The sequence below is a fragment of the uncultured Agrobacterium sp. genome (assembly GCA_913777615.1).
Lineage (GTDB): Bacteria > Pseudomonadota > Alphaproteobacteria > Rhizobiales > Rhizobiaceae > Agrobacterium.
The window spans coordinates 11635-38368 of record CAJYTK010000003.1 but is presented as its reverse complement, the minus strand read 5'-3'; the positions used below and the strand labels follow the sequence as shown (position 1 = coordinate 38368).

Below are 26734 nucleotides of genomic sequence, written 5' to 3'. Positions count from 1 at the left end.
CAGAGGGTAGAAAATGAAAAGCTTACTTCTTGCTGGAACTATATTGATGGCGCTTTCAGGCGCGACCCACGCGCGCGATATCGTGATTGCGCAGAGCTCGGATCTTCGCAGCAACATCCCCGGCGTTAACCGGGATGGGAATACGGATGGCGTCATCCTTCATATCGTCGAAGGGCTCGTGGGCTACGCCAACAACGGCGAAGTAAAGCCTTTGCTGGCGGAAAGTGTTGAAACCTCGAGCGATGGTCTGACATACACATTCAAGCTTCGCCAGAACGTCAAGTTTCACAATGGCAAGCCGCTGACCGCGGATGACGTCGTTTGGAACTGGAACCGATACATGGACCCCGCCACGAAGTGGACGTGCATCAAGGATTTCGACGGCGGTACGGTGAAGGTGACAGCGATCAAGGCTCTCGATGCGCATACCGTCACGATGTCGCTCGATAAGCCCTCCGCGGTTTTCCTCGGCCTGATGGCGCGGCCGGAGTGCGGCTACACAGGCATGATCTCGAAAGACTCCCTCAACGCTGAAGGTGCATTCGATAAGCCAATCGGAACTGGTCCGTTCAAATGGGATGGGTGGAAGAAGGGCGAATACATCCACTTGGCCAAGTTCGATGAGTACCAGTCTCCGGCTAATGACGGCAAACCGGATGGCATGGTCGGCTCGAAGCGACCACTGGTGGATGGCATCAAGTTCATGGTCATCCCCGATGCATCCACTGTGAAGGCAGGTCTCCAATCGGGTGTGCTCGACACTGCGGAAATCTCGCCTGATCTCATTCCGGAGTTTGAGAAGAGCGAAAAGGCCAAGGTCATTATTTCGCAGAACAACGGCAAAAACCTCTTCTACATCCAGACCCGCGACCCCGTCATGAGCAAACCCGGGGTTCGCCGTGCAATCGCGATGGCGCTTGACATGGACGAGCTTGTTGCTGCGGCCTCCAATGGTACCGGAAAGGCCAACGGCTCGATGGTGGCGTCGGACTCTATCTACTTCAGCGAGACACAGAAGAAGCGTCTTCCTTACGATCTTGATGCGGCGAAAAAGGAACTCGAAGCATCCGGCTACAAGGGTGAGCAAATCAACATCATCGCCAACAAGCGTGGCAATGTACCCAGCTTCCCGGCAGCCGTCATCGCTCAGGCGATGTTGCAGAAGATCGGTCTGAACGTGCAGATCGAAGTTCTGGATTATGCAACGCAGGTTGATCGCCGCCGCTCTGGCAATTACCAGATCATTTCGCAATCCGTCGCACCCCGTCTCGATCCTGCGTTGATGTACAGCTTCTATGTGGGCGATAAGGACAAGAACGCTTCGCTCATGTGGGATAATCCGAAGGCGATCGAACTGATGAAGGCTGCTTATGCGGAAATCGACCAGCAGAAGCGTCAGGCAATCTTCGACCAGTTCCACGAGCTCATGTTGCAGGATATGCCAGGCATCTTCCTCTACGACATGATCGACGTTTGGGGAGCGACCAAGTCGCTTGAGGGTCAGCCGGTCTGGCAATCCAACGCGCGGCTTTGGGAAGTGTCGGTCGGTAAATAATTCAGTCATTAGGCACGGCGAATAAGCGTTGCCTTTCATATGCACAGAAGCCCTCTGCCATCATCGATGCGCGGTGCCGGTTTCGCTTTGTCTCGAGGAACAGCATGCCAGATCAATCAGCCCTGAAATCACTAACGCAATCGATCGACGACCTAGCTCCTAATTTTACATCCATAAGTGATCAAATATGGGATCTGGCAGAACTGAAGTACGACGAATATAAATCAGCCAAACTTCTTGTTGAGACATTGAAGCAGCATGGTTTCTCCGTTGAGGAAGGCATCGCGGGAATGGAAACCGCATTTGTCGGCCAATTCGGGCATGGCAAACCTGTCATCGCATTCCTTGGCGAATATGATGCTCTTGCAGGCATGAGCCAGCTTTCGGACATCGATGAGCAACGGGAAGGTGAGCCGGGCGCCAGCGGTCACGGCTGCGGCCATAACCTATTAGGAGTCGGGTCTCTCATCGCGGCAATCTCGCTGGCAAGACATTTGGAGGCTAACGGTCTGCCGGGGACAATTCGATATTATGGTTGCCCTGGAGAGGAGGGCGGTTCCGGAAAAACCTTCATGGTGCGGGCAGGTGCCTTCGACGATGTGGACGCCGCACTGACCTGGCACCCAGCCCCATTCAATGGCGTCAGATCGACAAATAACCTCGCGGTACTTGAGTATTACTATAGGTTCAAAGGCACTGCCGCGCATGCCGCCAATGCGGCTCATCTTGGGCGGTCGGCTCTCGATGCCGTCGAACTGATGAATGTCGGTGTCAACTTCCTTCGCGAGCACATGCCGCAGGATTGCCGCGTGCATTATGCCATCACCGATGCAGGCGGACGTGCCGCTAACGTGGTTCAGGCAAAAGCAGAGGTGCTTTATCTCATTCGCGCGCCCGAAATGTCCCAGGCTCTGGCACTGGCCGAGCGCGTGGATCAGGTCGCGCGCGGTGCCGCCATGATGACCGGAACTGAGGTGGAGATCGTGTTCGACACCGCCGCCACAAACTTGCTGCCGAACCTCACGCTTGAAAACGCAATCCACGAAAATCTGATGGCGATTGGGCCGGTGCCGTTTGATGAGGCAGACATGGAGTTCGCCCGTAAAATCCAAGCCACATTTACGCAGGAAGCGATCAAGAGCAGCATCAAACTTTATCAGATCAAGGATGATGTCTTCTCCAACGAGAAGATTGACGGATCGACGCCGCTACATTTGGGATTGCGTGCTTTCGAAGGGCACTCCCATTTTCGAGCAGGATCTACCGATGTGGGCGACGTCAGCCGTGTGACACCTACCGCACAGTGCTGGGCGCCAACTTGGGCGATAGGAACAAACCCTCATACATGGCAAGTCGTGGCGCAGGGCAGAAGCCGTGCAGCCCATAAGGCAATGGTGCATGCTGCTAAAGCTCTTGCTTCGACGGGCCTTGATTTGGCAACATCTCCGAGTCTGTTGGCCAAGGCAACAGCAGAATGGAAAGCTGCAAGGGGCGACGACCCTTATGTCTGCCCAATACCTGAAAACGTCATGCCTGGTGCTTTGCATTCCAGTAAGGAGCAATCGCTGGGGTAACGGATGAATATCAAACAGACGCTAAAGCGCCCCAGTCAATAAGGAGCGAGCGTTAAAGCGAGCTTCCTGAGGTGGATGCTGTTGCGCCTTCTGGGCGTCAGCGCGCCTCAATTCGCGTTCTGGAAGCGCGTGCCGGAGGGCATTGTGAGTCCGCCTACTTGCCGATCTGACGTTGTACCGCATGGTTGTCAGACAGATACTCTATGCTTTGAGTATGTTGGTTTCAGATCGGAACGCTTCGCTAGGCGTCTTAAAGATTGTTGCTTATTTTAGAAGAATTACGGAACCAGATTCTCACGAATCGACGAACGAACGATTTTTGTTCTAAGTGAACTTGCGCTGATTTCGCTGCGACGATAAACCGCAGCGGCCCACCTGACTCATTTCCCGATGGATCTAAACAACAATTTTCAAGTGATGCCCGTCACAAAGCGAGTTGCCTATGAGAGACCTTCCAGGCCGTCCTTCACGTCGAAATTTTCTTAAAGCGTCCGCTGCAAGTGCTGCAGTCGCTGGACTCGCAGCCGTGCCGCTGAAGGCTGAGGAGCAACTAGAGCCGGTCGCGCTGGATGCGTACACGCCTATCTGTCTCAAGCCCAGCGAGTGGGCTTTCGTAGTGGCAGCGGTAGCAAGATTGATCCCTTCCGAGGGCGAGGGCCCCGGAGCCATCGAAACACGTGTCCCGGTCTTTATCGATATGCAGTTGGCTGGCGATTTCGGTCGCGCTGCCGATTGGTATATGGAAGGTCCTCATGAGGCCGACGCAAGTCCGTTGCGTGGCTGGCAGACACCGCTGACGCCGCTTCAGATTTATCAACAAGCCATCCCGGTATTTGACGAATGGTGTCGCACGACACATGGGAAGATTTTCGCGGAGCTGGATGAGGCGACGCAGGATCAGGCGCTTACCTCGCTTCAGAAAGACGAAATGAAGCTTCATCCGGAAATGCGTGATTTCTTCTCCATTCTGCTTGGAAACACCAAAGAGGGTTATTTCGCCGATCCACTGTATGGCGGAAACCATAAAATGCAGGCGTGGACCTATATCGGTTTCCCCGGCGCGCGTGGATCGTACAAGGAATGGGTTCTCAAACATAACGTCAAATATCCGCTGGGACCGGTTTCGATCTCCGGCGAGAGGGCATGAACGATGGCTAGAACTGAAAAGAAAAAAGATGTCGTCATCGTCGGTCTTGGTTGGACCGGATCGATCCTCGGCATGGAGCTTGCGCAGGACGGGCTTGAGATCGTCGCGCTCGAGCGCGGTCATGACCAGAATACCGTTCCCAATTTCCAATATCCTGAGATGATCGATGAGCTGAAATACGGCGTACGTCTCGGCATGATGCAAAAGCCGCGCAACTCGACAGTGACAATCCGTCGGAGCGAGACCGAGGTGGCATTGCCCTATCGCAGCCTCGGCTCCTTCCTTCCGGGCATCGGTGTCGGCGGTGCCGGCACGCACTGGAACGGGCTCAACTGGCGTCCTATGACGTCAGAATATCGTCTTCGATCCTATGTCGAGGAACGTTGGGGGGCGACCATTATCCCCGAAGATATGACCATTCAGGATTACCCGGTCACATATGACGAGCTCGAGCCCTATTTCGACCGTTTCGAACGGGTTGCAGGCATCTCGGGCAAGGCTGGTAACATCAAGGGTGAGAAGATCGAAGGCGGTAATCCGTTCGAGGCTCCACGCTCCCGCGATTATCCCATGCCGCCTATGCCGACGACCTGGGACGGAGCCAAGTTCGGTGAAGTCACTCAATCCATGGGCTACCATCCGTTTCCGCGCCCCGGCGGTATAGCGTCGCAAGCCTATGTCAACGAATACGGCATGCAGATGGGCCCATGTAATCATTGCGGCTTCTGCGAGCGTTATGGTTGTTATAACTATTCGAAATCTTCGCCGCAGACCGCCATTCTTGACGCCCTGAAGCGCAAGCCGAATTTCGAATATCGCACGGAATGCGAAGTGTTGCGCATCGAAATGGCACCGGATGGCAAGACCGCGACCGGCGTGACCTATTTCGACGAAAAGGCGCAGGAGGAAGTCTTCCAGCCTGCCGATCTGGTAATTCTGGCTGCCTATCAGCTGCACAACGTTCACCTGATGCTGCTATCCGGCATCGGGCAGCCCTATGATCCCAATACGGGAGAAGGCGTTACCGGCCGCAACTATGCCTATCAGATGAATGGTGGCTACACGCTGTTTTTCAAGGACGAGGTTTTCAATCCATTCATCGGCACTGGTGCCAATGGCATGACCATCGATGATTTCGGTATCGATAACATCGATTTCGGTCGGGAAGGCTTCATTGGCGGCTCCTACATCTCCGCCGGGCAATCGAATGGTCAACCGATCCGCTCCATGGCGCTTCCAGCAGGCACCCCAAGCTGGGGCGCAAAGTGGAAGCAGGCCGTGGGTGAATGGTACGGGCACTCCATGTCCATCGGTTCGCACGGGTCCCATATGGCCTATCGTGGCAATCACCTCGATCTCGATCCGACCTACAAGGACCGGCACGGGCGTCCCTTGATGCGCATGACGTTCAACTGGAATGCCAATGACATTCGCATGACCCAATTCATGAAGTCGAAGATCGAGCCGATTGCGAAGGCTCTCAACCCGACATCCATGCAGGAAGGCTTCAAGAAGGAAGGTGCCATGTATGATGTCAGGCCCTATCAAACCACGCACAATGTCGGCGGCTCCGTAATGGGCGACGATCCCAAGACATCGGCGGTCAACCGGTACCTTCAGGCCTGGGACAAGCACAATATCTTCGTTCTTGGCGCCGGGGCATTTCCGCAGAATACGCAGTATAACCCCACCGGCATGGTGGGTGGTCTCGCCTATTGGGCAGCTGAGCATATCCGCAAGGACTACCTTCCCAACCCACGGCCACTAGTTTGAGGAGTGCCACCATGAAAACGCTTCTCAAAGTTCTCGCCGCTCTCGTCCTCGTTGGCATTGCTTGTCTTCTCGCCTTCATTTTCGTGCCCGTTCAGCGCACGGAAGCAACTGCTGAACTGGCAGCAAATTTCAAGCCAGCAGAAGGTCGTGGGGAATACCTCATGCGTGCCAGCGATTGCATGGCCTGTCACACGAATGAGGGTGGAACACCCTTTGCAGGCGGTCGTGCGATCCAGAGCCCGATGGGAACAATCTGGACCACCAACATCACGCCTGACAAGGAAACCGGTATCGGGAGCTATACGCTCGACGATTTTCGTGCCGTTCTCTATGATGGTGTGACGCCGAACGGCACGCATCTTTATCCCGCCATGCCGTATGAGAATTACCGCAAGCTAACGGAAGAAGACGTAGTTTCGCTCTACGACTACTTCATGCATGAGGTGAAGCCTGTCTCGAATAAAGTCGAGCCAACGAAACTCGCATTTCCTTTCAATATGCGATTTGGTCTGCGTGCATGGAACTGGGTTGCTTTGCGTGGCGAAGCCGGATTTGCACCCAACACAGCAGAAGACGCCATTTTTAACCGTGGCAAATATCTGGTCGAAGGGCCGGGTCACTGCGCCGCCTGTCACAGCCCACGCTCGGTGCTGATGACGCAGGATGGTATCGACGAGACGTACAAGAGCTTCCTCTCGGGTGGTGAAATCGACAACTACACGGCTCCGGATCTCAGAGGCCCTAGCAGCGGTCCACAAAAATGGGGAGTCGAGGAGACGGCAGCTTATCTTGCCACCGCTCGCAACGCTCATTCAACGGCAACAGGAGAAATGATGCTGGTGGTGCGCGATTCCACTCAGTACCTGACGCAAGATGACAATCGGGCGATAGCAAGCTTCCTGACGAAGATCGGGACGCCTGGACAACAGGCCGCAAAATCGGCCGACGCGCCAACGCCGACGGAAGAACTCTTGTCGAGCGCTGGACCTGACATGCCGCTCGGAGCGCGGCTCTATCTGGACAATTGCGGTGGATGTCACCTCGTGAACGGTAAGGGTGCGCCGGAAATATTCCCGGAACTTGACGGAAACTCACTGGTGACAGCGAAGTCTAGCAAAGGCCTGATTAGCGTGATCCTCCATGGTGCAGAGCTTCCCTCAACTGAAAAACGCCCCATGAAGGTGAGAATGCAGGGCTACGAGGATCGCGTGTCCGACGAGGAGATCGCAACGCTTGCCACCTTCCTGCGCAACGCGTGGACGAACAAAGCTTCTGCGGTAACCACGCAGGACGTGGAAGCGATCAGAAAGCTCGGCAACGCTCACTAATGGCCACAACAAGTAAGTAAGAGCCCTCGTCATCTCAATGGGGCTCTTTCGTAACCGAATTTGATGATCGCCATCCTTGTGCGAGATACGGTGTATTTTGGCTTTCTTCCTGAGAGGGGCGACAACTGAGAAGGAAGTCGTTCGTTTCATCGACGCTTAGAAGGTACCCACATTGAACAAGGTCGCAGCAGAACTGTAATCGAGAGGTCGGTCGACGGAGGTGGAGCGATAAGCTTCCGGTCTTTTTACACTTCGATGCCCGGCGGCGGACGTACTCGACTTCATTTGCGTTGTCACCTTGCAGAAACATCGCGTTCCAAGTTTCACAACGATCCGAGCAGGAAAGGCGGAATACCCCTATAAAGCACGTAAGTTCTTCTCAAGCGGCAATAGCGGGCACATTCAGGAGATGATTTGACTTCAGGACAATTTGAAAAACACATGCGGTGTATCATCGCTGCCTTCACTTTTGTCCACTCGCGTTTCTGATCTCTCCAACCAATCGCCAATCCCCATGCCCAAGTACTTAGAAAGACGCAAGGCCGCCGCATGTAGCGTGCTTTACAGAGAAAGCTCACTCATTGGTGATGAGGTGCATTCGCGCAAACTCAATGAGGCTCTCAATGTGCGCTTTCGTTGCTTCAAACGCCGCGCCGGGGTCGTTGCGCTGCAAGGCGTCGATGATGGCAAGATGTTCCGTAGAATCTGGTGTCAGGCGGTCTTTCAACTGGCCGATTTCAAAGAGGCGCGTGGCGGCTCGCAGATTGCGTAAAACACCTGCCATAACTTCGTTGCCACAATGGTCGATTATCAGGTTATGCAAGTGGTCGTCTGAAAACCAGTGGGCATCCGTATGGTACGCAGTAGCGCCCATAAGCTCGTCAATTTCGCGCCGCACCTCGACGAGTTTGCGACCGGGTATGCTTGGCATGGCCTGTACAGCCGCGTGTGGTTCGATCAACAGACGTAGCTTCAGGCTCTGGATGTATTCTCCGATATCGACGTGTCGCACCACGTAGTTGCGGCCGTCGCCTTTGTGAACCAAGCCTTCACCTTCCAGCCGCTGCAAAGCTTCACGCAGGGGCGTGCGCGACACACCGAGCATCTCGGCAAGCTGCGCTTCGATGATAACGTGGCCGCCTCCAAGACGACGGTGGCGGATCATGTCAGAAACAGCGTTATACGCGAGGGCGGCAAGCTTGTGGCCTGCGTCTTTGGACCGTTTTCCTATGCCAGGATCAGTGTCTGTTTGTGTCAAAGCGCATCAGCCTCCAGGCAGCTATTGGTCTATTCCCAGTTGATGTTGCCCCAAAGGCTTTTCTTGTTTTCAGCCATGGTCCATACCGCTCGATATTGTCAACTACCGGGGAGTAAATCGCATGAACGGTCAGGTCACGGCGGAACGAAGCCTTGCAGATGAGACCTATTCTGCACTGCTCGGGGAAATCCTCTCCGCGCAAATGGCGGGTGGTGCTGTGGTGCAGGAGCGCAGGCTTGCGGCGCGACTGGGCGTCTCTCGTTCGCCAATGCGTGATGCGTTGGGACGTCTTGAAGGGCAGGGGCTTCTTGCGCGCAACGCGAAGGGCGTTCTCACGGTGCGTATCGTCACCCTGTCCGACTACCTGAACAGCGTGGCGATGCGAATGCTCGTTGAGCCAAGTGCGGCGGCGCAAGCGTGCAAGGGAATAACGGCTGAGACAGTCGCAGACCTCGCTGCGATGCTTCGAGACATAGAGTTGGATCCAGATCCTGATCCCGAGTTCGTATGGAACTTCGATGATGCTTTGCACCAGGGCATTGCTGATGCCAGTGGAAATCCCTTCATGGCGGACACCATCTTGCAAATGAGGCGCTACACCACGATCTTCGAGCGCCAGCGAAAACTCGCCCAGCGGAAGCCGGGTCTTGCTGACCATCAGGGCATCGTAAAAGCACTGATGGACCGCGATGCGGATGCCGCCCGCGTGGCTATGACGTTGCATCTTGAACGGGTGCGCGAGAACGTCCTTTCGACGTACTGAGCCGAGCCAGCCTATCCCAAACCTCAGATATTTCAATTTTTGACTGCCTTGGCGGAAAGATGTTGCATACGGCAAATGATTGTGTATGAAAGTGGTATACCAAATGAATGCGAAATCAACAAGCATCGTTGTTCAGGTCCACAAGAAGATCGAAAAAACCAGAGGGTCATCATGTCATTCCGCACCATCTCCATTGCCTCCCTTCTATTACTCTCCACGGCAGCGTCGGCGTTTGCGCAGAGCTGCACGCCTAAGATTCCCGATTCCGAATTGGTCAAGCCTGGGACGCTGACAATGTCGGTTAATCCAACATTACCGCCGATGCAGTTCGTCGATTCCACCGGGGAGCTCAAAGGCATGCGGGTCGAACTTGGCAAAGAAATCGCCAAGCGGCTTTGCCTTACGCCTGAATATGTCCGTATCGAATTCTCGGCGATGATCCCCGGTCTTCAGGCTGGCCGATGGGATATGATCAACACTGGAATATTCTTCACGAAAGAGCGCGCGGCCATCATGCAAATGATCCCCTACGAGGATCAGGCCATCAGCGTTTCGGTGGCGACGAGCAATACGACGGTGAAGGACAAGGATGGGCTTGATGGTCTGCGTGTCGGCGTCGAGCTCGGCGGCTTCGAAGAAACGAAGACCCGTGCTCTTGACGCTGAACTCAAAGCCGCCGGCAAAACAGGGCTCGTCATTCAGACCTTCGATAATTTCGCGCTAGCCTTCCAGGCGCTGCGCGCCGGTCAAGTCGAGGGTGTTGTCTCAATCGATGGTGTCGCAAAGGAATATGATAGCCGTGGCGATTTTCGTCGTGCCGTCAGCGGTCTTTATCCAGCACCGGTTGCCGTTGCGTTTAAGAATGCGAAACTTGCAGACGCGGTATCCGGCGTCCTCAAAGACATGAAGACAGATGGTTCGTTGGGAAAACTTTTCGACAGCTACGGCCTGCCGATGATCGCAGGCGACTACTCAGTCAAGGGTCCAGGCCGCTGATCTGAACGGTTCATCATTCTGATGGATGCCGGCTCGTCCGGCATCTCCTTAGCATTAAAGGTCCCTCCATGTCGTACTGGAACTGGTCTGGCTTCTTCGACTATCTCGTCAATCCCTTCATCCTCGGAGGTGTTGTCACCACGATCTGGCTGACCTGCGTCTCACTTGTGTTCGGCCTACTACTCGGCTTTGTCGTGGCCCTCATGCGCCGATCCAAGCTAAGGCTTATCAGGTGCATCGGGTGGTTCTATATCTGGCTGTTCCGTGGCACGCCGCTGCTCGTGCAATTGATCGTGCTCTATACCGCATTACCGCAGCTCGGGATCAAGTTCTCCGTTGTACAAGCCGCGTTGATCGGACTGGCTTTGAACGAAGCAGCATATCTGGCGGAGATCATCCGGTCCGGCATCGAGGCAGTTCCTGCAGGACAAGCGCGTGCGGCGAGAGCTTTAGGCATGACCGAGCGTCAAATCATGCGCCACATCGTCATGCCGCAGGCGTTCAAGGTCATCATCCCGCCCCTTGGTAACTCGGTCAATGGTCTGCTGAAAACGACATCCGTTACCTCCGTCATTTCAATGGAGGAACTGCTACGGCGCACCCAGGTGCTGATCCAGGAAAAGTTCATGGTGCTCGAACTCTTCGCCGTGGCTGCCATCTATTATCTTCTTCTCACGACCCTCTGGGACTTTGTGCAGCGGCATATCGAAAGGCGCTTCGGCCAGTCCACAGCTCCGCTACAGCTCAGCGAAAAGCGCTGATATTCAATAAAGGACTTACTGCATGCCAAAGCCGTTTCGTGGTGTCTTTACCGTGATGATCACTCCCATCGACGCAGATGGGAAAGTCAATTTGCCAGCACTCGCTGCTTTTACGGATTGGCAGATCCGGGAGGGCGTCCATGGACTCATTCCTCTTGGTTCGACAGGAGAGTTCCTTTCACTATCCGATCAGGATTGGGACGACGTCGCCCGCACGGTCATCCAGAGCGCCGCCGGGCGCGTACCAGTTCTGATCGGAACAGGTGCTGAAGATACCCGTGAAGCGGTTCGCTTGAGCTGCAAGGCCGAGGCACTGGGCGCGGATGGCGTGATGATAATCCCGCCATTCTACTCGACACCAACCGACGACGAACTGGTAACACATTACCAAACCATCGCCCGCTCGATTTCCATTCCGATCATGGTCTACAACAACCCTGCAACGTCGAATGTGGACATGAAGCCCGAACTTCTCGCTCGCATCGCCGAGATTGAAGGCTGCGACTATGTCAAGGAATCGACCCTAGAAGTCACGCGTATCCGCGATATCGTTCGCCTGGCTGGTGACAAATTGACTCCTTTCGGCGGTATTCTCGGCTTTGAATCTTTCGTCATGGGTGCGCAGGGCTGGGTAGCCGTTGCATCCAATGTGGCGCCAGCAGCAATGTCACGTATCTTCACACTAGCAGCCGATGAGAAGAAGTACGATGAAGCGCGTGCGCTTTATCTGGAGTGGCTTCCCATCATTCAGGCGGTCGGTGGGCAGGCCTATGTCGCTGGTTCCAAGGCCCTGCTGAATCACATGGGATTTGCCGCAGGATCGCCGCTCCCACCGCGTCTGCCGTTGCCATCAGATCAGGATGCCGCGATGAAGACTTTGGTCGAGCGTTTCGGCTTAAGCTTTTCGCAGAACTGAGCCGGAGAAAACAGATGCCCGGTTCGATCATCCAGGATGCAGGCGTGACCGTCTATTTCGATGGCGTTGCGCATCGTGTCGATCCGGGCCTTTCGGTTGCCGCCGCGCTGACCGCGCTGGATCGAGCCGACTTCTCCACTGATGCAGCCGGGAAGAAGCGTGGTCTTTTTTGTGGCGTGGGTGTGTGTCACGATTGCCTTGTAACTGTCGATAGCCGCACCAGCCAGCGCGCCTGTATGACGCCTGTCCGAGACGGCATGCGCGTCGCTCGTCAGCAGGCGCGTCCCGATATCACTTCTACTGACCTCGCCGACCTGAGGTCTGTCCCAACAGAACTTGCTGAGTTCGAAATGGACTTGCTGGTCATTGGAGCGGGGCCGGGTGGTCTCGCTGCCGCGGTGGCAGCGGCAGAAGCCGGGGCCTCTGTAACTGTGGTGGACGAGCGGCACACATCGGGCGGCCAATTCTTCAAGCAGCCTAACACGGATGCAGCACGCCTGGCGCTCAACGCTGACCGGCAGGCCGCAGATGGGGCTGCGTTGATCGAAAGAGTACGTTCGCTTGGCGTGACCATTCTGTCAGGCGTGACGGTCTGGGGCGCGGCTCACGGAGAAGATGGACGAGCAGTAATTTCCTGCCTGGGCCATGATGGTGTTTTCTATTGCCGACCTACGATGCTTGTCATCGGCACCGGGGCTTTTGAGCGACCGCCGGCCATCAAGGGTTGGACGCTGCCAGGCGTCATGACGGCAGGGGCTGCACAAACCCTGGTTCGCAGCTATGGCACGCTTCCTGGCCGGCGCATTCTGATTGCCGGGAACGGTCCTCTCAATTTTCAGGTCGCAAGCGAGATCCTCAAGGCGGGCGGTGACGTCGTCTGTCTGGTGGAGCAGGCAGGCGCACCATGGAGCAGACCAGTCGAAGCATTTAATGTTTTTCGCCATGACGCGGCACTTGCCCTCAAAGGCATGAAAGAGATCGCAAGATTGGAGCGAGCAGGTGTCAAGCTCGCCTGGAACGCGCAAATATCGGACATCAAAGGTGATGGCAGGGTAGAGGCGGCGACGGTTTCCAGTCTTGGGGCCGACTCAACTTTCGAAGTCGATACCGTTTTGTTGGGGGGACATTTTACCTCGTCCAACGAGTTGTCGCGGCTGCTCGGTTGTGCCCATCGCGTAACCGAGAATGGCACCCTCACGGCAGATTGTGCCGAGGATGGCGAAAGTTCGCTGCCTCACATCCATATCGTCGGAGAAGCTGTGCGTTTTGGTGGTGCCCACCTGGCAATGGCTGAAGGTAGGCTTGCCGGTCTGGCGATCGCCGCCACGCTCGGGCTGAAGCCCCAGACAGACACCACAGCAAAGAAAAAACTTGCGCGCGCCAAAGCGTTTCAAGCAGCGCTTTGGCGATTGTTTGCGCCAGCGCCAACACCATTGGAACTCGCAGACACCGCGCTCGCCTGCCGGTGCGAAAGTGTTGCAATAGGTACCCTAAAGCGTCTTGCTGTTGAGGGTCCGCTGGACATCGCAACAATGAAGCGCCTGACCCGTGCCGGGATGGGACGCTGCCAAAGCCGCTACTGTGGCCGGACGCTCACAGAATTGACCGGCCGACCCAGGAGCGAGACCGACGGCCTGCTTGCACCGCAGATGCCACTACGTCCGGTGCCGCTTGCGGCACTTGCGATTGAGAAGCCGGAATGGGGAGGGCATAGACGAGCACTGTTGCCCGCACGTCCGCCATTGCACCATTCCGAACCGCTACCGATGAGAGAAGCGTCCACCGTTGTCATCGGCGCGGGAATTGCCGGACTTTCGAGCGCCTTGTTTCTGGCAGAAGCTGGCGAAGATGTCGTGGTGTTGGAACGTGGCTTTCCTGGCGGGCTGGCATCGGGCGGGAATGCTGGCAGCCTGCATGCGCAATTGTTGTCATTCGATCACGGAGCTCGCGCAGAAGCAGGTGGAGGGCCAGCCGCAAAAACGCTTCCGTTGCAGCGAGACTCCATTTCGCTATGGCAGATGCTGGAAAAAAAGCTCGGTCGCGATTTTGAGATGAAGATCACGGGCGGCCTGATGGTTGCCGAGACCGAAGCACACATGCGCTTCCTTGAGGAGAAGACTCGAGTTGAACGCGAAAATGGCATCGATTGTCATGTGATTGGCGCTGAAGATTTACGGAAGCTAGAGCCCGCGCTTTCTCCGTTGATGATTGGAGCCGCATATTGTCCAATGGAAGGGAAGATCAACCCGCTTGTCGCGACGCGACACGTGTATGACGGCGCTGTGGCCGCTGGTGCTCGCGTATTGGATCGAACCGCAGTGCTGTCGATCCGCCGCGAAGGGTCAGGATTTATTATCGAAACCTCGCGGGGACCGCTACGGGCAGGCCGCATCGTGAATGCTGCCGGTGCTTTTGCTTCGCGCGTAGGGGCAATGCTGGGGCTGGACATTCCCGTGTTCGGGGCGCCGCTGCAGATGGTGGTGACCGAGGCTGCCGCGCCAGCTATTTCGCATCTGGTTGCCCATGCCGATCGTCATTTGACGCTCAAGCAGGCTGCCAATGGGAATTTTTTGATCGGCGGAGGTTGGACGGCTGGTCTCGATCCTGTCCACAGCCATCCTCGCCCGATGTTTTCCAGCCTGGAGGGGAATCTTTGGGTGGCGCAGCACGTTGTCCCGGGTTTGCGAAAACTACACGTCATCCGCAGTTGGGCTGCCATGAACATCAACATTGACGGCGCGCCGATCCTTGGAGAGCATCCAGATGTGCCCGGTTTCTTTAATGCAGTCACATCCAATGGCTTTACGCTTGGGCCTCTCATAGGCCAACTCACGGCCAATCTCGTCCTTGGCCAAGACTGCGGGCGCGATTTGTCGGCCTTTTCCATCAACCGTTTTCAGGGAGTTCGATCATGATCGAAATCACCGGCGTCACGAAATACTATGGCAATTTTGCCGTGCTCAAGAATTGCTCAACGAGTGTTTCCAAGGGCGAAGTGGTCGTGGTCTGTGGGCCGTCCGGATCTGGCAAATCGACCCTGATCAAATGTGTCAATGCGCTGGAGCCCATTCAGGAAGGGTCTATCCGAGTGGATGGCATCGAAGTCAATGATCCCGGCACTGATCTTCCTGATCTTCGTTCTCGTGTTGGTATGGTGTTTCAAAACTTTGAACTCTTTGCGCACCTAACAATCGAAGCAAACATCATGCTTGCACAGCGCATCGTTCTTCATCGCAGCGAAAGCATTGCCAAAAGGCGATCGATGGATCTTCTGGATCGCGTGGGGATGACAGGGCATGCCCACAAATATCCAGGCCAATTGTCTGGGGGACAGCAGCAGCGCGTGGCGATAGCCCGGGCGCTTGCCATGAACCCGAAAGCCATGCTGTTCGACGAGCCGACGTCAGCCCTCGATCCCGAAATGATTTCCGAAGTGTTGGATGTAATGACCGACCTTGCCAAAGAAGGCATGACGATGATGGTTGTTACCCATGAGATGGGTTTTGCACGCAAAGTCGCGACACGGATGATCTTCATCGACCAGGGCGAAATTGTCGAGGACCGAGCAACGGAAGATTTCTTCAGTAATCGTCACAATCCGCGCACAGAAGCCTTTCTCAGCAAGATCCTCCACCATTGAGAGTTTAAAATGACCGAATTCGACCTAGTGGTAAAGGGTGGCACCATAGCGACCGCCTCCGACATCTTCAAAGCCGACATAGGCATTCTCGGCGGCAAAATCGTCCAGATCGGCGAGAAGCTCGACGGCGGTGCCCAGACAATCGACGCCAGCGGCAAATATGTTTTGCCGGGTGGCATTGATAGCCATGTCCATATCTCCCAGCCCTCGGGAGATGGCATCGTCATGGCCGACGATTTCGAAAGCGGTACCCGTTCTGCCCTTTTCGGCGGCAATACGACGATTATGCCGTTTTGCCTGCAGGAGAAGGATAAGCCGATGCGCGAGGCGCTTAATGCTTATCACGAGCTCGCTGAAGGCAACTGCTATACCGATGTGAGCTTTCATCTCATCGTTTCGGATCCGACGGATAGTCTCCTTGGGCAGGAGCTTCCGGCTTTGGCTGCTGACGGCTATTCTTCCTTCAAAGTCTTCATGACTTATGAGGGGCTTCGGCTCAACGATGCAGAAATCCTAAAGACGCTGGACGTTGCACGATCGACTGGCGCGACTGTCATGGTCCATTGCGAAAATGAAGATGCTATCCGCTTTCTGATCGCAAGACATGAGGCGGAGGGTGACGTTGCTCCGCGAGCGCATGCCTCTACACGGCCGGTGGCGGTTGAACGCGAGGCGACACACCGGGCGCTAACACTTGCGGAAATCGTTGATGTGCCAATTGTCATTGTCCATGTCTCCAACGGCGAAGCGATGGAGGAAATCGCAAGAGCCCGATCTCGTGGCCTCAAGGTGGTTGGCGAGACATGCCCTCAATATTTGATGCTGACGGCCGATGATCTGGACGGCATGGATTGGGAGGGCGCGAAATTTGTCTGCTCTCCTCCACCCCGCGACAAGGCTGCTCAGGAAGAATGCTGGAGAGGTATTGAAACCGGCATTTTCGATCTGTTTTCTTCGGATCACTGCCCGTTCCGCTATGATGACGAGCGCGGCAAGCGCAGTCCGAAGGGACTTGAAAGCTTTCGTCATATTCCAAACGGTATTCCCGGTGTCGAAACTCGCCTGCCTATCCTTTTTTCGGAAGGGGTCATGAAGGGGCGTATCGATTTGCCGCGCTTTGTAGCGCTTTCGGCGACCAATCATGCCAAGACCTATGGGCTCTACCCGGAAAAAGGCACGATCTCGATCGGTGCGGATGCCGACATCGCCATTTGGGACCCGACCATCAAACGCACGATACGCCATGCCGATCTGCACGATGGTGCCGATTACTCGCCCTATGAAGGTATCGAGATTACGGGCTGGCCGACCACCGTCATCCTCGGCGGTCGGGTAATGGTTCGTGACGGCGCGCTCGTCGGGAAAAAGGGCGATGGCACCTACCGCTCAGCCCGCAACAAAAGAACTAAAACTATCTAAGCAATTTGGAGAGCTGAATTTATGAAACTGAAAATCACCGCTGGCCCATTCGTTTTCGATGCCGTGCTGGAAACAGAAAAAGCCCCTGAGACCTGCAAGGCTTTCATTGAACGTCTGCCTTTTGAAGGCCAGATCGTGCATGTTCGCTGGTCAGGGGAGGGCGTATGGGTACCACTTGGAGACTATAATTTCGGCGTCGGCTATGAAAACCACACCAGCCATCCCGCACCTGGCCACATCATCCTTTATCCCGGTGGCATCAGCGAGACGGAAATCTTGCTTGCTTACGGCGGTGTCGATTTCTCATCCAAGATGGGACAGCTCGCTGGCAACCATTTCATCACCATCACGTCTAACCTCGAGAATTTGGCCGTGCTTGGTAACAAGACACTTTGGGAAGGTACGCAGCAGATTCGGTTCGAACTTGTGTAGAAACGTTTCGAAGCAGACACGCAACAGCGAGACCTTATGCAACAATCCAATTCGACCAAAGCACTAGTGGTGAGCGTCCGCTGTTGCGACTGCTTAACAACAACGCGGATCAAACGAGAGATTTTGGGTTGAAGTCTGCGATCTGCCGATCGATTTGTTTACCATCGGTTTAAGGAGCGGATCCAACCTTCGGATTCTGCTATCTTTCAGGAGGAGGCGTCGGCGTAGTGAAGGAGACCTGTCGTCTGGCCTTCCAGCTTATGTGAGGTGGCCGATGCACGAGCGCTTTCGATCCTTCACCGAAAATCTCCATCTCAAGTTCGAAAGCGATTTGACATCGGACCAGGCGCAATCTCGAATGCTCACCAGCAGCGATCATGGATGGCTCTATACTTTATCGTCATCGTCGCCACGGCACTGTTTTAGCGTGATCGCATGACCCGCTCGGAAAAGCGTCACGGACAGGGACCAGTCCGCATCAAGCCTTCCGCCGAGGATCACCAGAAGAGGTGTAACGCAGCGATAGGCCTCATCATCCGCGACAGCGAGCATCGCGCGAACATCGGAGCTACTCGGCGTAGGCGAACCGCCTGGGTGGGAATGCCACTCCCCCAGATAGTGCAGGCCTTTGCTCCAGCGGTCATTCAGCAGGGAGGTTAGCCCGGTGCTCGAGCGCTGGAACCAGAATAAGCCGGATCTCGAACCCTTGGGCTTCGGCGTAGCCTCGACGATGTCGGCGACCCAGCCTTCCGGGCCGTAGCGCCCAATTAGGATGCCGCCGGTCTCGATACGATTAGCCGCTCGCGACGCTTCGACAATCGAGGCGATCGCAGCGGGCGACACCCATATTGACGCGCCGCCAATGCCGCCCTCGCGGAATTCGATCGGCTCACGCATCCCGCCGCTCCACGCTTCCGTCCTCGCCTAGCACGAACAGAATCGCCGTCTTGCGCCGCTCGATCACGGCACGTCGAACGAACTTAGAACCGATCGCGGCCCACAGGTTTACGTCGTCGGCCGTGGCGGGGAAGACGGGGTGCCAGCATCCGATGCCCTCCATTTCGCCCAACTGCTCCCCCGCGGGCGGCGGCGACGCCGCCGCGAAGCGCTCCTGGGCGTCGATTGCCGGGAATCCGGTTTCTGAGGCTGCGTAGACGAACAGCCCCTTGGCCTGCCACGTCATCGACAGGCTCACGAACAGGCGCTCCGTCACCCAAGGAAACTCGCCCATCGCACGCATCACGGCGTCCGAGGCGGTGCAGTCGATCACTACGTCCCACCCATCCAGACGCTCAGCATCCGCCGGCTTCATGGGCGGGAAGGCGAACGGCAACGCGACGACCTGGGCGTCGGGCGCAGCCATGTTAAGTCGCGCGGCCATGCGTTCGGCCTTGCCGTGCCCGGCATCCGCCATTGTTAGGAGGTGTCTGCTCAGATTTGCAACGAGCATCGTGTCGTCGTCCACCAGCCCCATGCGCGTGACGCCCATGCGCAGCAGGTTCTCCGCGACTGCCGCCCCAAGCGTGCCCACGCCGAGGACGAGGACCGACTTTGACCGGATGGCTGCCTCGGCCTCGCCGCGCTTGCGGAGCTGGTCGGGCGCCCAGTTAGCCGTGCGGCGCCATTCGAGCTGACGCGGGGACAGCGCCAGTTCACGATCCAGCGCCCGACGCGCCCCCGGCAGGTCGGAATACCCCTTGCGTACGTCATCGCGCCGGCAGAGCTGCATGTCGCGGATAGCGCTCCAGTGGAACCGCTGATGCTCGCCGCCGATCCGTTCCTCGAGCGGGAACCCGATCAGGAGGTGGACAGGACCGGCGTGCTTCGGCCGCTGGATGCGGCGAAGCCTCGCTCCTGCGTCGGCGAGAATCGCGGGCAGGTCGATTGAGGTGCTGCCGAAGAGCTGGCTGAGCTCCTTCCAGGTCGTCGCCGCCCGCCACGGCTCGAACGTGATGAGCTGCGGCAGCAGCATCCAGACCGCATCGACGCGGCCCTCATCGAGGGGTATGGCGTCGCTCCACGGGATGCGCCGGATGCTTCGTCGCATCGGATCCATAAAGTCGGCGATGACGGCCGTGCCGCGCGCACCCGGTATCCGGGACAGCGTCGCGAAGCCCCAGGTATCGACCTGCTCCTGCCACCAGTTCAGGTCCTCGGACGTCTCCCTAAAGCCCAGCACCGTGGTGGTGTCGGCCACCGGATAGACCGGCAGCTCGACCGGATCGGCCGGCTCCAGGAGGCGCCCGGCCGCCGCCACGTCGATCCAGACGAGAAGCCTGCCGATGCGCCACACCAGTCGCTCGCCGAGTTCGAACGGCTCGCCGGCCCAGCCGTCCCTGCGGAAGACGGCCACCGGCCGCTCAAGGCACGGCTTGCCCGTGCGCCAGGGGAGACCGTCCCGCGGCTCGCCGTTGTAGTCCTGATGGGGGAAGGTCGTATCGATCCCCTCCACCGCATCCGGATAAATGCGGATATCGGGGTCGCCTAGATCACCCACGACGACGAGGTGCCACGCCGTCCACTCTGGCACATACGCCGTCGGCGCCTCGGTCAGGCGCGCGCGGAAGCGGAAGGACCAGACGCCGCCGTCGCGACCGGTCCAGCTGTCGGTCAGTTCGAAGCGAGGGTCCTCCGGCAGCGCTTCGAGCGCTGCGGTCAGTATCGACGGCGGGCGCATGCACTAAGCGAAACGTCCCGACTGACGGGGCGTCGCGGCCGCGGCCGGCGTCGTGAACCCGCGGTCCCGATCACCACCGCCCGGACCCGGAAGCGGGAAACATTTGCCCAGCAGCTCCTGCCACAGCGATCCGCTCACATCCCTGTCCGGCTCGTCATAGGCGCGCCGGGCAAGGTCGGCCGCCTTCGCCGCCTCCTTGTAGAAGGCTGCGAAGTCTTCGGCTGAAAGCCGCTTGAGGACGTCATGGCTCGGCACGCCATGGTCGGGTAGGGTGGGGACCATGCCGTTCATGGCTTCGAGGCGAAACGTGTCTCGGAGCCCCTCAAAGGCCTTCACCACGCCCTCAGCCACGCAGGTGATGCCGTCTGGCAGCACGTGCCCGATCATGTGCTCGAGCGGATAGCCCTTGGGATACTTCGGCAGATCCGACGCGTGCTCGTGCCGCCACCATTTGATCGATCGGACTACGCTCACATAGTGGCCGTAGCACTGGCGGTTTTTCTCGGCGGCCCACTGGATCTGCGCAAGGGGATGGGTCGGGCCCCAATCTTTGATGGTCCGGTCTGGCAACCAGGGCGGATCGTCCCGCCAGTTCGATGCGTCCTCGGCGAGAACGACCAGACCGCCATTGGCCCGGGAGGGATCCCAGCTTTTGTTGAGCACCCAGTCGTTGCGCTCCTCGATCGATTCGTCGGTCTGCACCGCCTGGCTGCGATATAGCTTCTGGAGGGCGGCCCTAGCGTCGGGCTCCGTCGGCAGCGCCGTGATCACGAGGTCTAGATCGACGTACGACATCTCGATGCCGAACGATCGGTCCTGCTGCTCCCACTTGCCCTCGTAGAAGCGATCGAGGAACGGTTCGAACCGCTTCATCGCAACCGCCGGCGTCTCGACGTTGTGGTCGATAGTGGTGACGACCACCACGTCGACGTCGGAGCGCTTGCCACCGGTCGGCCGCACAGCTGTCGAGCGACGGACGCTGCCCTGCAGGAACGTGGTGGTGATGAGGGGCCCCAGGTCGGGATCGGCCAGAAGGCGCGTGCGCAGGGTGTTGGATCCGCGCTTCCACTCCTCCTTGTGGCGCTCGCTCGGACGGATGTCCTGCAGGAATTCGTTGAACTGGGGACGAAGCTCCATAAACAGACCTCAAATGATGAAGGTTGGCTGGTAGCTGCCATCGGTCTGGCCGCTGAAGTCGAACTCGTAGGGTATGCAGCGCCCCATGGCCTCGGCTTGCTGGCCGAGCATGAACGAGAAGGCGTTGGGCGCGACCAGGAAGACGTGCACTGTGCCCGCCGGCTTCCGAACCGCTCTGACCGCGTCGGCGATCGCCGTCGCGAGGGTCGCGGCGTGCTGCCCACCGACGATGGCGTTCTGGCTGACGCCGCCGGCGGGCGAGACGTGCAGGATAGTACCCACATCCGGCAGGCAACGCCCGACATAAGCCCTCACCGTCTCGGTCGGGTCGCGGGTGAGGCCGATCGCCAACGCGATATCCTTGCCTGTCCCGATTATCTCGCTGTTGATCAAGGGAGGTGGACCGTCGGCTCCGTCGGTCGAGTCCCACACGATGCCTGGGTTTCGGTCGCCCTTCTGCACAATCTCGACATCGGCACCATCCTTGAAGCGCAGCGCCGACCCGGCGAGGAACGCCACGGAAGAATGCGCCTCGAGGAATAGCCGCATTGCCGGCTGCTCGGCTAGCCTCGTCTTTAGGAAGTCGACGATGGGGGTCTTCAGGTCAGACCATGCGACGCCTTCGCGCAGATGACGACCCTCGAACCGATCCACCAGGCTCAACGTGCTCTCCTCGTCCGCGCCGCGCATATGCGCGGGGGTTGGGCGGGAAAAGAAGGTGGCGAGGGCGACGCTGCGACGCGCGATGACAATCTTCGGCGAGAACCACTTCTCGGTCTCGCACCACTGCTGGAAGCTCGTCCGGTCGAAGCGGTTCACCTGTTTGATTAGGAGTTGCTTGGCTGCCTCGTCGTAGATGAACGCGGTCTCGCTCTCGGCGCCGACCAGACCTACGAGCCGGAAGTTCAGGCTGACCTCGTGGCGCAGCTTCTCGAGGGACGAGTGACCCTCGGTGATATGGAGGCTATCGAGCAGGGCATAGAGCTCGTCATCGGAGGACAGTCCGAGGTGTTCGCGCCAGCACTCGCGCACCTCACCCATCCTGCTTCTGGCGGTCTTCCCCTCTTTCAGGATCTGAAGTCGTAGTAATCCATCCACCTGCGAGATCAGCTCGCCGAGCTGGTCGCCGTCGGCAACGCGGTCAGTGGTGATGAGATGAAAGGCGGCGCCGTCCTCCGCCTTCTCCTTCGCCGTCTTCAGCCGTTCAAGAATGGAGACTGACGTCGCTCCGATGAAGGCGGGATCGGTCAAATCCTTGAAGCCAAACCGGCCGCTCGCGTCGACGTGCCACTTGATTTGATGATAGTCGACGGTGACGCGGCCCGGTCCTGAAGCCCGCGGGCGGCCAGGCTCGTAGCGGACAACGACGTCGTCGAAGGCCTTCGGGCCGTCGGCCTCGAAGGTGACCTCAACCACCTCAGGCCGACCCGGATCCAGCAGCGATGCCGCATGGATCCAAAAGAAGCGGGATTGGTAACTGTCACCGTGCCACCGCGGCGTAACTGCTTTTGACAATCGCCCCGCCAAGAAAATGGCGTCCCCACGCCAGAGGCATTTGAATATGGTCATTTAGGGATCGCTTTAAAAGGGCTAATTTTCTTTTTCTGTTCGTCAGAAAAGCAGAGTCATCTCGTCGCACGATTTCTTGACGGCATGCGAATGGCCGGGTCTGGCGAGAGCAGACTTTCATGCGTTGGCTCGGACTGGCTTTAACTCGTCGATACTGTCGAGAAACTAATGCTGTCAGCCCCTCGTAAAGTTAAGCTGAAATGGAAATGCTTAGGGGTGAAAGGCCTGTCCAGTTGCTATGCCGCCCGGTTTGTCGCAGTATGGGCAGGGGGCGCGTTCACCTCGATTGACGATCTCTGCAGCACGGGGCGTCCCAGTTGTGGCCCTCACTCAGACCGCCGATGCTGACGGCTTCCATCCCTGCTTCCGGCTAGGGCGCCGCGCTGAAGGCATTGCGGGACGAACCTCTGCAGCTCTTCGCGGCCGCATCATCGCGAGAAGCCCGGACGGCGCAGGAACTTACCGAGCCGGATGTCGCCCGACAATTGGAAATCGGTTTCCCGTTAGCATAAGGCCCGAGGGACTTGGCGTGATGACCCACGAGCCGACGTTTTAGGTTGCTACGGTTGTTTATGGAAGCAGGCGTCCTCCATTCATCCGTAACGGGGCTCCCGCCGCACTGGTATGCTTCTCGCGCTTTTGGCGCGGCGTCCCGTGCAACCATCCTATGCTACTTGGTATAACCAGTAAGATCGCCCACCCAAGGGTCTTTGTGACCAGAGCGATTTCAATCTAAGCTCAATCCCCAATAAATGCGAGCTTGCCATCCGTTGGGGGCTGTGGCTTGTATGTTATTTATAACGTCTCGCATTCAGCGCTCTACGACTGCGTGCATATGCTCATATGGGATCATCGCGGATATGTCTGCGCCAACTATCGACAAACCTGTACTATATTCTACTATAACGTTCCTTGCGTATAACATAAATATGCGGTTCTATGGGGGTCTACACTATACATGGTGCACACCATACTTCGGGTCAGACATGGCGACGCCGGTTTTCACGGTGCCGCCCAGCTCATCCCCATTGCAGATTTATCAAGATTTGAAGCGCGAGGTTGATGGCGGTGACCTTCATGGTACCATCATTAAAGTCAAACGACTTGGCATACGTCGGGGTGCAGATGTCATGCTGAAGCGCGGTAAGATTGATATGGGTCAAAGAGACGAAATATTGGCTATTTGCAAAATGGCCACTCCTGAACATTTTAGACCTATATTGTGTGTACTACCAAAGTCCGATGTCTTGCCATATGTTCAGGCGGTTCCGGTGAAGGCGAGGGCAAACCCTTTGTCGCAAGAATACATCGTGGCGGACGTGCCTACGACGGCATTTGACGTCATCAAGATCGGGTGACACGATGATTGATCTCAACGAAGCGCTGGTAGATTTCTCTGTCGAAGAAAAGCGGGAGATAGCGTATTTCCTCAGTCGATATTTTAAAGGTTCGCCGTACCTGGAAGAAGAAGGCAAAGATATTTTTGCCGAGGTTTTTGACGAGCCGGTGAGCGCGCGTGTCAAAGAGGCAACTTTAAGCGCAGTTGAAAGTATTGAGTCAGAGGTAGGTTCGGCCCTTGAATACAACGAGGAGACCTCTCAGAAAGTCTTGGATCACATCACAGCCTATGAAGATACCTTAACGCAAGAGCCGACTGACATCGAAAAAGCTGATGTGTATAACTTCTTCGGAAACGCTAAATCCCCACTTACTTAGCGTTATTATAAACAGTAGTTTGGTGATGCTGCGTGTTGCCTTTGCCCAGTACGCCGGAAGCTTAAAAACTTGGGTTGGCTCAGGTCTGGCTGTACAAAAGGACAGACGCGTGTTCAGGAAGCGGACTTTACTCACTGGATGGCACGGCGAGATTGAGGTGCAACCGCGAATATCAGCGGCCGCCCCGCAATCGCGTCGATACCCGTTACCTCTAAAAGCGGGTCCAGCCGGAGCTGGCGCTGCCTCATGATGAAGGCGAACCATGACGACCGTCAAATCGAAAGGAAGCGGCAAGGAGACTCCATCTGGCGGGTCTGATGCTGAGTAAGGTATTTCGGGCATACGAGTTCTTTGGATGTGAGGATCTATGTCTGGACCTGCGGCTTGCTTTGGGTTGATGCGAATGATCGAGGCGGTGCCCGATCGCCTGGACGGGTCCCCGCTACAGTTGCGACGGTTCTGGTCTGACGAATTTAATGAGACAGCGGTTGAGCAGATCTGTCAGCCTGGTTTGAACATGTCGGCCGTGGCGCGGCAGATCGGTATCTTGCCATCTCAACTCTACCGCTGGCGTAGAGAGCTGTTGGCCAGTGATAAGCCTGGAGAGGCACCAGCGGCAGTTGATCCGCAGAGCGTCGCACCTGACGCCAACCCCGTTGTCGAAATCGTCATTGACGGTATCGTCGTGCGGGTCGGCCGGCATATCGAAGAAGCGCATCTGCAGCGCGTGATCCGGGCGGTTCGCTCAGCATGATCCCCGCAGGTGTAAAGGTCTTCCTGGCCAGCCATCCCATCGACTTCCGCAAAGGGCCGGACAGCCTGCTGTCGCTGGTGCGGGATACTGGCAGTGATCCGTTCAACGGCTCGCTTTATGTCTTCCGGGCCAAACGGGCCGACCGGATCAAGATCGCCTGGCGGGATAAATCCGGGGTTTGCCTTTACGCCAAGCGACTGGAGAAGGCGCAGTTTTGCTGGCCGCCGATAGGCCACAACCAAGTCCAGCTCAACCGTGCCCGGCACATGGCGCTCGTTGACGGCATGGACTGGAAACGGGTGCGCTCGGTGGCGGTGAAGCCGCCGGAGATTGTTGGGTAAATGCCTGCGGCAAAGTGTATCAACCCCCTGAAAGGGCAGGAAAATCGGAGCAAATATGTTCTAGTAGACGTCATGACGCCGCCCGATCTGCAGCTCCTGGATGATATAGTGACTTTGAAAGCTATGGTCCTTGCCATGGCCGAGAAGGCAGCGCGCACCGATGCTCTTGAGCGAGGTCGCAGACCTAAAAGCCAGAAACGCCGATGCTGATGAACTCATGGAACGACTGACCCAGGTCCTGAAAGCCTTCGATCGTGCCTGTTTCGGCCGGCGATCGAAAAAGCTCGGCTCTCCTGGCATCGATGATGAGAAGCAGGCCTTTGTCTTCGAGGAAATCGAGACCGGTATCGCGGCGATTCGGGCCAAGGTGAACAAGGGTGCAGCCGATACCGAAAAGCGTCCGCCGAGACCGCGTAAGGGCTTTGCTCCTCATCTTGAGCGGGTCGAAGTGGTGATCGAGCCGGATGAACTGCCCGAACACGTCGACAAACAGAAGGTGCTGATCGGAGAAGACGTCTCGGAGCGACTTGACGTCGTGCCGGCGAAGTTCCGCGTCATCGTTACACGCCGACCGAAGTATGCCTTCAAAAATGAAGACGGCGTCATTCAGGCCGCCGCACCCCCGCACATTATCGAGGCGGGCATTCCGACGGAAGCGCTTCTCGCGCAGATCGCCGTCTCGAAGTATGCCGATAGCCTTCCGCTCTGTCGGCAGGAGGCAATCTATGCCCGCGACAAGGTGGAGCTTGACCGGAAGCTGATGGCTCAGTGGATGGGTAAGCTCGGCTTTGAACTTGATATCCTGGCCGACTACATCCTCGCCGAGATCAAGAAGGCTGCGCGTATCTTCGCTGACGAGACAGAAAGCGGAGCGCAACGGCGCTCTTTCCCAACATACACGGTGGCAAGCTCAGCGCTGACGGCGTACAGGCACTGCTGGAACAAGTATGTTGCCAGAGCACGTGAGCAATGCGCCTC

General features: G+C 57.2%; 22 protein-coding genes and 1 pseudogene. 18 read left to right on the top strand and 5 right to left on the bottom strand.

What is annotated here, in order from left to right:
• Positions 1 to 13: 13 nt before the first annotated feature.
• From QZ862_RS01815 to QZ862_RS01795, 5 genes are all read left to right on the top strand, one after another.
• Entirely contained in the window at positions 14 to 1555 is a 1542-nt protein-coding gene (locus QZ862_RS01815) for an ABC transporter substrate-binding protein (protein ID WP_296097177.1), read from the top strand.
• Between the two features lie 104 nt (positions 1556 to 1659).
• A complete protein-coding gene (locus tag QZ862_RS01810) occupies positions 1660 to 3129 on the top strand; it encodes a M20 family metallopeptidase (protein WP_296097175.1) in 1470 nt (489 codons plus the stop codon).
• 442 nt (positions 3130 to 3571) lie between these two features.
• On the top strand, positions 3572 to 4276 hold the full coding sequence (locus QZ862_RS01805; RefSeq protein WP_113261162.1) for a gluconate 2-dehydrogenase subunit 3 family protein: 705 nt from the start codon (positions 3572 to 3574) through the stop codon (positions 4274 to 4276).
• A gap of 3 nt (positions 4277 to 4279) precedes the next feature.
• A complete protein-coding gene (locus QZ862_RS01800) occupies positions 4280 to 6049 on the top strand; it encodes a GMC family oxidoreductase (protein WP_296097172.1) in 1770 nt (589 codons plus the stop codon).
• Between the two features lie 11 nt (positions 6050 to 6060).
• Entirely contained in the window at positions 6061 to 7377 is a 1317-nt protein-coding gene (locus tag QZ862_RS01795) for a cytochrome c (protein ID WP_296097170.1), read from the top strand.
• 574 nt (positions 7378 to 7951) lie between these two features.
• Here the strand turns inward: QZ862_RS01795 and QZ862_RS01790 are convergent.
• Positions 7952 to 8635 (bottom strand): GntR family transcriptional regulator, encoded by a 684-nt coding sequence (locus tag QZ862_RS01790; RefSeq protein WP_153310389.1) that lies wholly within the window; start codon positions 8633 to 8635, stop codon positions 7952 to 7954.
• A gap of 121 nt (positions 8636 to 8756) precedes the next feature.
• Between QZ862_RS01790 and QZ862_RS01785 the strand changes: the two genes are divergently transcribed.
• The 8 genes from QZ862_RS01785 to QZ862_RS01750 all read left to right on the top strand — a co-directional run bounded on the left by QZ862_RS01785 (position 8757) and on the right by QZ862_RS01750 (position 17562).
• Positions 8757 to 9398, top strand: a complete 642-nt coding sequence (locus QZ862_RS01785) for a GntR family transcriptional regulator (protein ID WP_296097167.1) — start codon at positions 8757 to 8759, stop codon at positions 9396 to 9398.
• A 171-nt stretch (positions 9399 to 9569) separates the two neighbouring features.
• A complete protein-coding gene (locus QZ862_RS01780; RefSeq protein ID WP_296097165.1) occupies positions 9570 to 10394 on the top strand; it encodes an ABC transporter substrate-binding protein in 825 nt (274 codons plus the stop codon).
• 68 nt (positions 10395 to 10462) lie between these two features.
• Complete coding sequence (locus QZ862_RS01775; protein ID WP_113261166.1) at positions 10463 to 11155, top strand: amino acid ABC transporter permease; 693 nt, start codon at positions 10463 to 10465, stop codon at positions 11153 to 11155.
• Between the two features lie 22 nt (positions 11156 to 11177).
• Positions 11178 to 12071: a dihydrodipicolinate synthase family protein gene (locus QZ862_RS01770; protein ID WP_296097163.1), complete on the top strand. Its 894-nt coding sequence runs from the start codon at positions 11178 to 11180 to the stop codon at positions 12069 to 12071.
• 14 nt (positions 12072 to 12085) lie between these two features.
• Positions 12086 to 14986 carry an FAD-dependent oxidoreductase gene (locus QZ862_RS01765; protein WP_296097161.1) on the top strand — a complete coding sequence of 967 codons (2901 nt, stop codon included), beginning with the start codon at positions 12086 to 12088 and terminating at the stop codon, positions 14984 to 14986.
• A complete protein-coding gene (locus QZ862_RS01760) occupies positions 14983 to 15711 on the top strand; it encodes an amino acid ABC transporter ATP-binding protein (RefSeq protein WP_062424504.1) in 729 nt (242 codons plus the stop codon). The genes QZ862_RS01765 and QZ862_RS01760 overlap by 4 nt, the downstream gene beginning before the upstream one ends.
• Positions 15712 to 15720: 9 nt before the next feature.
• Positions 15721 to 17130, top strand: coding sequence for a dihydropyrimidinase (gene hydA / locus QZ862_RS01755; RefSeq protein WP_296097158.1), 1410 nt, complete (start codon positions 15721 to 15723; stop codon positions 17128 to 17130).
• A gap of 21 nt (positions 17131 to 17151) precedes the next feature.
• Complete coding sequence (locus QZ862_RS01750; RefSeq protein WP_296097156.1) at positions 17152 to 17562, top strand: DUF3830 family protein; 411 nt, start codon at positions 17152 to 17154, stop codon at positions 17560 to 17562.
• Positions 17563 to 17949: 387 nt separating this feature from the next.
• On the opposite strand, the gene QZ862_RS01745 is transcribed toward QZ862_RS01750, so the two are convergent.
• From QZ862_RS01745 to QZ862_RS01730, 4 genes are read right to left on the bottom strand one after another with little or no spacing between them, the layout of a single operon-like run.
• Complete coding sequence (locus QZ862_RS01745) at positions 17950 to 18459, bottom strand: Mov34/MPN/PAD-1 family protein (protein ID WP_296097154.1); 510 nt, start codon at positions 18457 to 18459, stop codon at positions 17950 to 17952.
• Positions 18452 to 20239 carry a ThiF family adenylyltransferase gene (locus QZ862_RS01740; protein WP_296097151.1) on the bottom strand — a complete coding sequence of 596 codons (1788 nt, stop codon included), beginning with the start codon at positions 20237 to 20239 and terminating at the stop codon, positions 18452 to 18454. Before QZ862_RS01740 ends, QZ862_RS01745 begins: the two co-directional genes overlap by 8 nt.
• A 3-nt stretch (positions 20240 to 20242) precedes the next feature.
• On the bottom strand, positions 20243 to 21376 hold the full coding sequence (locus tag QZ862_RS01735; RefSeq protein WP_296097150.1) for a hypothetical protein: 1134 nt from the start codon (positions 21374 to 21376) through the stop codon (positions 20243 to 20245).
• Positions 21377 to 21385: 9 nt separating this feature from the next.
• Complete coding sequence (locus QZ862_RS01730; RefSeq protein ID WP_296097148.1) at positions 21386 to 22945, bottom strand: SAVED domain-containing protein; 1560 nt, start codon at positions 22943 to 22945, stop codon at positions 21386 to 21388.
• 986 nt (positions 22946 to 23931) lie between these two features.
• Here QZ862_RS01730 and QZ862_RS01725 point away from each other — a divergent pair.
• The 5 genes and pseudogenes from QZ862_RS01725 to QZ862_RS01705 all read left to right on the top strand — a co-directional run.
• A complete protein-coding gene (locus tag QZ862_RS01725; RefSeq protein WP_296097145.1) occupies positions 23932 to 24303 on the top strand; it encodes a hypothetical protein in 372 nt (123 codons plus the stop codon).
• 4 nt (positions 24304 to 24307) lie between these two features.
• The gene (locus QZ862_RS01720) at positions 24308 to 24661 is read left to right on the top strand and encodes a hypothetical protein (RefSeq protein WP_296097144.1); all 354 of its coding nucleotides are present in this window, start codon (positions 24308 to 24310) and stop codon (positions 24659 to 24661) included.
• A gap of 403 nt (positions 24662 to 25064) precedes the next feature.
• A complete protein-coding gene (locus QZ862_RS01715; RefSeq protein WP_296097142.1) occupies positions 25065 to 25415 on the top strand; it encodes a transposase in 351 nt (116 codons plus the stop codon).
• Positions 25412 to 25756, top strand: a complete 345-nt coding sequence (gene tnpB, locus QZ862_RS01710) for an IS66 family insertion sequence element accessory protein TnpB (RefSeq protein WP_296097140.1) — start codon at positions 25412 to 25414, stop codon at positions 25754 to 25756. The genes QZ862_RS01715 and tnpB overlap by 4 nt, the downstream gene beginning before the upstream one ends.
• 72 nt (positions 25757 to 25828) lie before the next feature.
• Positions 25829 to 26618, top strand: a pseudogene (locus tag QZ862_RS01705) (transposase); the annotation flags it as partial.
• Positions 26619 to 26734: the final 116 nt, after the last annotated feature.

Coding starts and splice junctions, on each gene's coding strand:
- QZ862_RS01815 (WP_296097177.1), top strand. CDS start 14: ATGAAAAGCTTACTTCTTGCTGGAACTATATTGATGGCGCTTTCAGGC.
- QZ862_RS01810 (WP_296097175.1), top strand. CDS start 1,660: ATGCCAGATCAATCAGCCCTGAAATCACTAACGCAATCGATCGACGAC.
- QZ862_RS01805 (WP_113261162.1), top strand. CDS start 3,572: ATGAGAGACCTTCCAGGCCGTCCTTCACGTCGAAATTTTCTTAAAGCG.
- QZ862_RS01800 (WP_296097172.1), top strand. CDS start 4,280: ATGGCTAGAACTGAAAAGAAAAAAGATGTCGTCATCGTCGGTCTTGGT.
- QZ862_RS01795 (WP_296097170.1), top strand. CDS start 6,061: ATGAAAACGCTTCTCAAAGTTCTCGCCGCTCTCGTCCTCGTTGGCATT.
- QZ862_RS01785 (WP_296097167.1), top strand. CDS start 8,757: ATGAACGGTCAGGTCACGGCGGAACGAAGCCTTGCAGATGAGACCTAT.
- QZ862_RS01780 (WP_296097165.1), top strand. CDS start 9,570: ATGTCATTCCGCACCATCTCCATTGCCTCCCTTCTATTACTCTCCACG.
- QZ862_RS01775 (WP_113261166.1), top strand. CDS start 10,463: ATGTCGTACTGGAACTGGTCTGGCTTCTTCGACTATCTCGTCAATCCC.
- QZ862_RS01770 (WP_296097163.1), top strand. CDS start 11,178: ATGCCAAAGCCGTTTCGTGGTGTCTTTACCGTGATGATCACTCCCATC.
- QZ862_RS01765 (WP_296097161.1), top strand. CDS start 12,086: ATGCCCGGTTCGATCATCCAGGATGCAGGCGTGACCGTCTATTTCGAT.
- QZ862_RS01760 (WP_062424504.1), top strand. CDS start 14,983: ATGATCGAAATCACCGGCGTCACGAAATACTATGGCAATTTTGCCGTG.
- hydA (WP_296097158.1), top strand. CDS start 15,721: ATGACCGAATTCGACCTAGTGGTAAAGGGTGGCACCATAGCGACCGCC.
- QZ862_RS01750 (WP_296097156.1), top strand. CDS start 17,152: ATGAAACTGAAAATCACCGCTGGCCCATTCGTTTTCGATGCCGTGCTG.
- QZ862_RS01745 (WP_296097154.1), bottom strand. CDS start 18,459: ATGCGTGAGCCGATCGAATTCCGCGAGGGCGGCATTGGCGGCGCGTCA.
- QZ862_RS01740 (WP_296097151.1), bottom strand. CDS start 20,239: ATGCGCCCGCCGTCGATACTGACCGCAGCGCTCGAAGCGCTGCCGGAG.
- QZ862_RS01735 (WP_296097150.1), bottom strand. CDS start 21,376: ATGGAGCTTCGTCCCCAGTTCAACGAATTCCTGCAGGACATCCGTCCG.
- QZ862_RS01730 (WP_296097148.1), bottom strand. CDS start 22,945: ATGACCATATTCAAATGCCTCTGGCGTGGGGACGCCATTTTCTTGGCG.
- QZ862_RS01725 (WP_296097145.1), top strand. CDS start 23,932: ATGGCGACGCCGGTTTTCACGGTGCCGCCCAGCTCATCCCCATTGCAG.
- QZ862_RS01720 (WP_296097144.1), top strand. CDS start 24,308: ATGATTGATCTCAACGAAGCGCTGGTAGATTTCTCTGTCGAAGAAAAG.
- QZ862_RS01715 (WP_296097142.1), top strand. CDS start 25,065: ATGATCGAGGCGGTGCCCGATCGCCTGGACGGGTCCCCGCTACAGTTG.
- tnpB (WP_296097140.1), top strand. CDS start 25,412: ATGATCCCCGCAGGTGTAAAGGTCTTCCTGGCCAGCCATCCCATCGAC.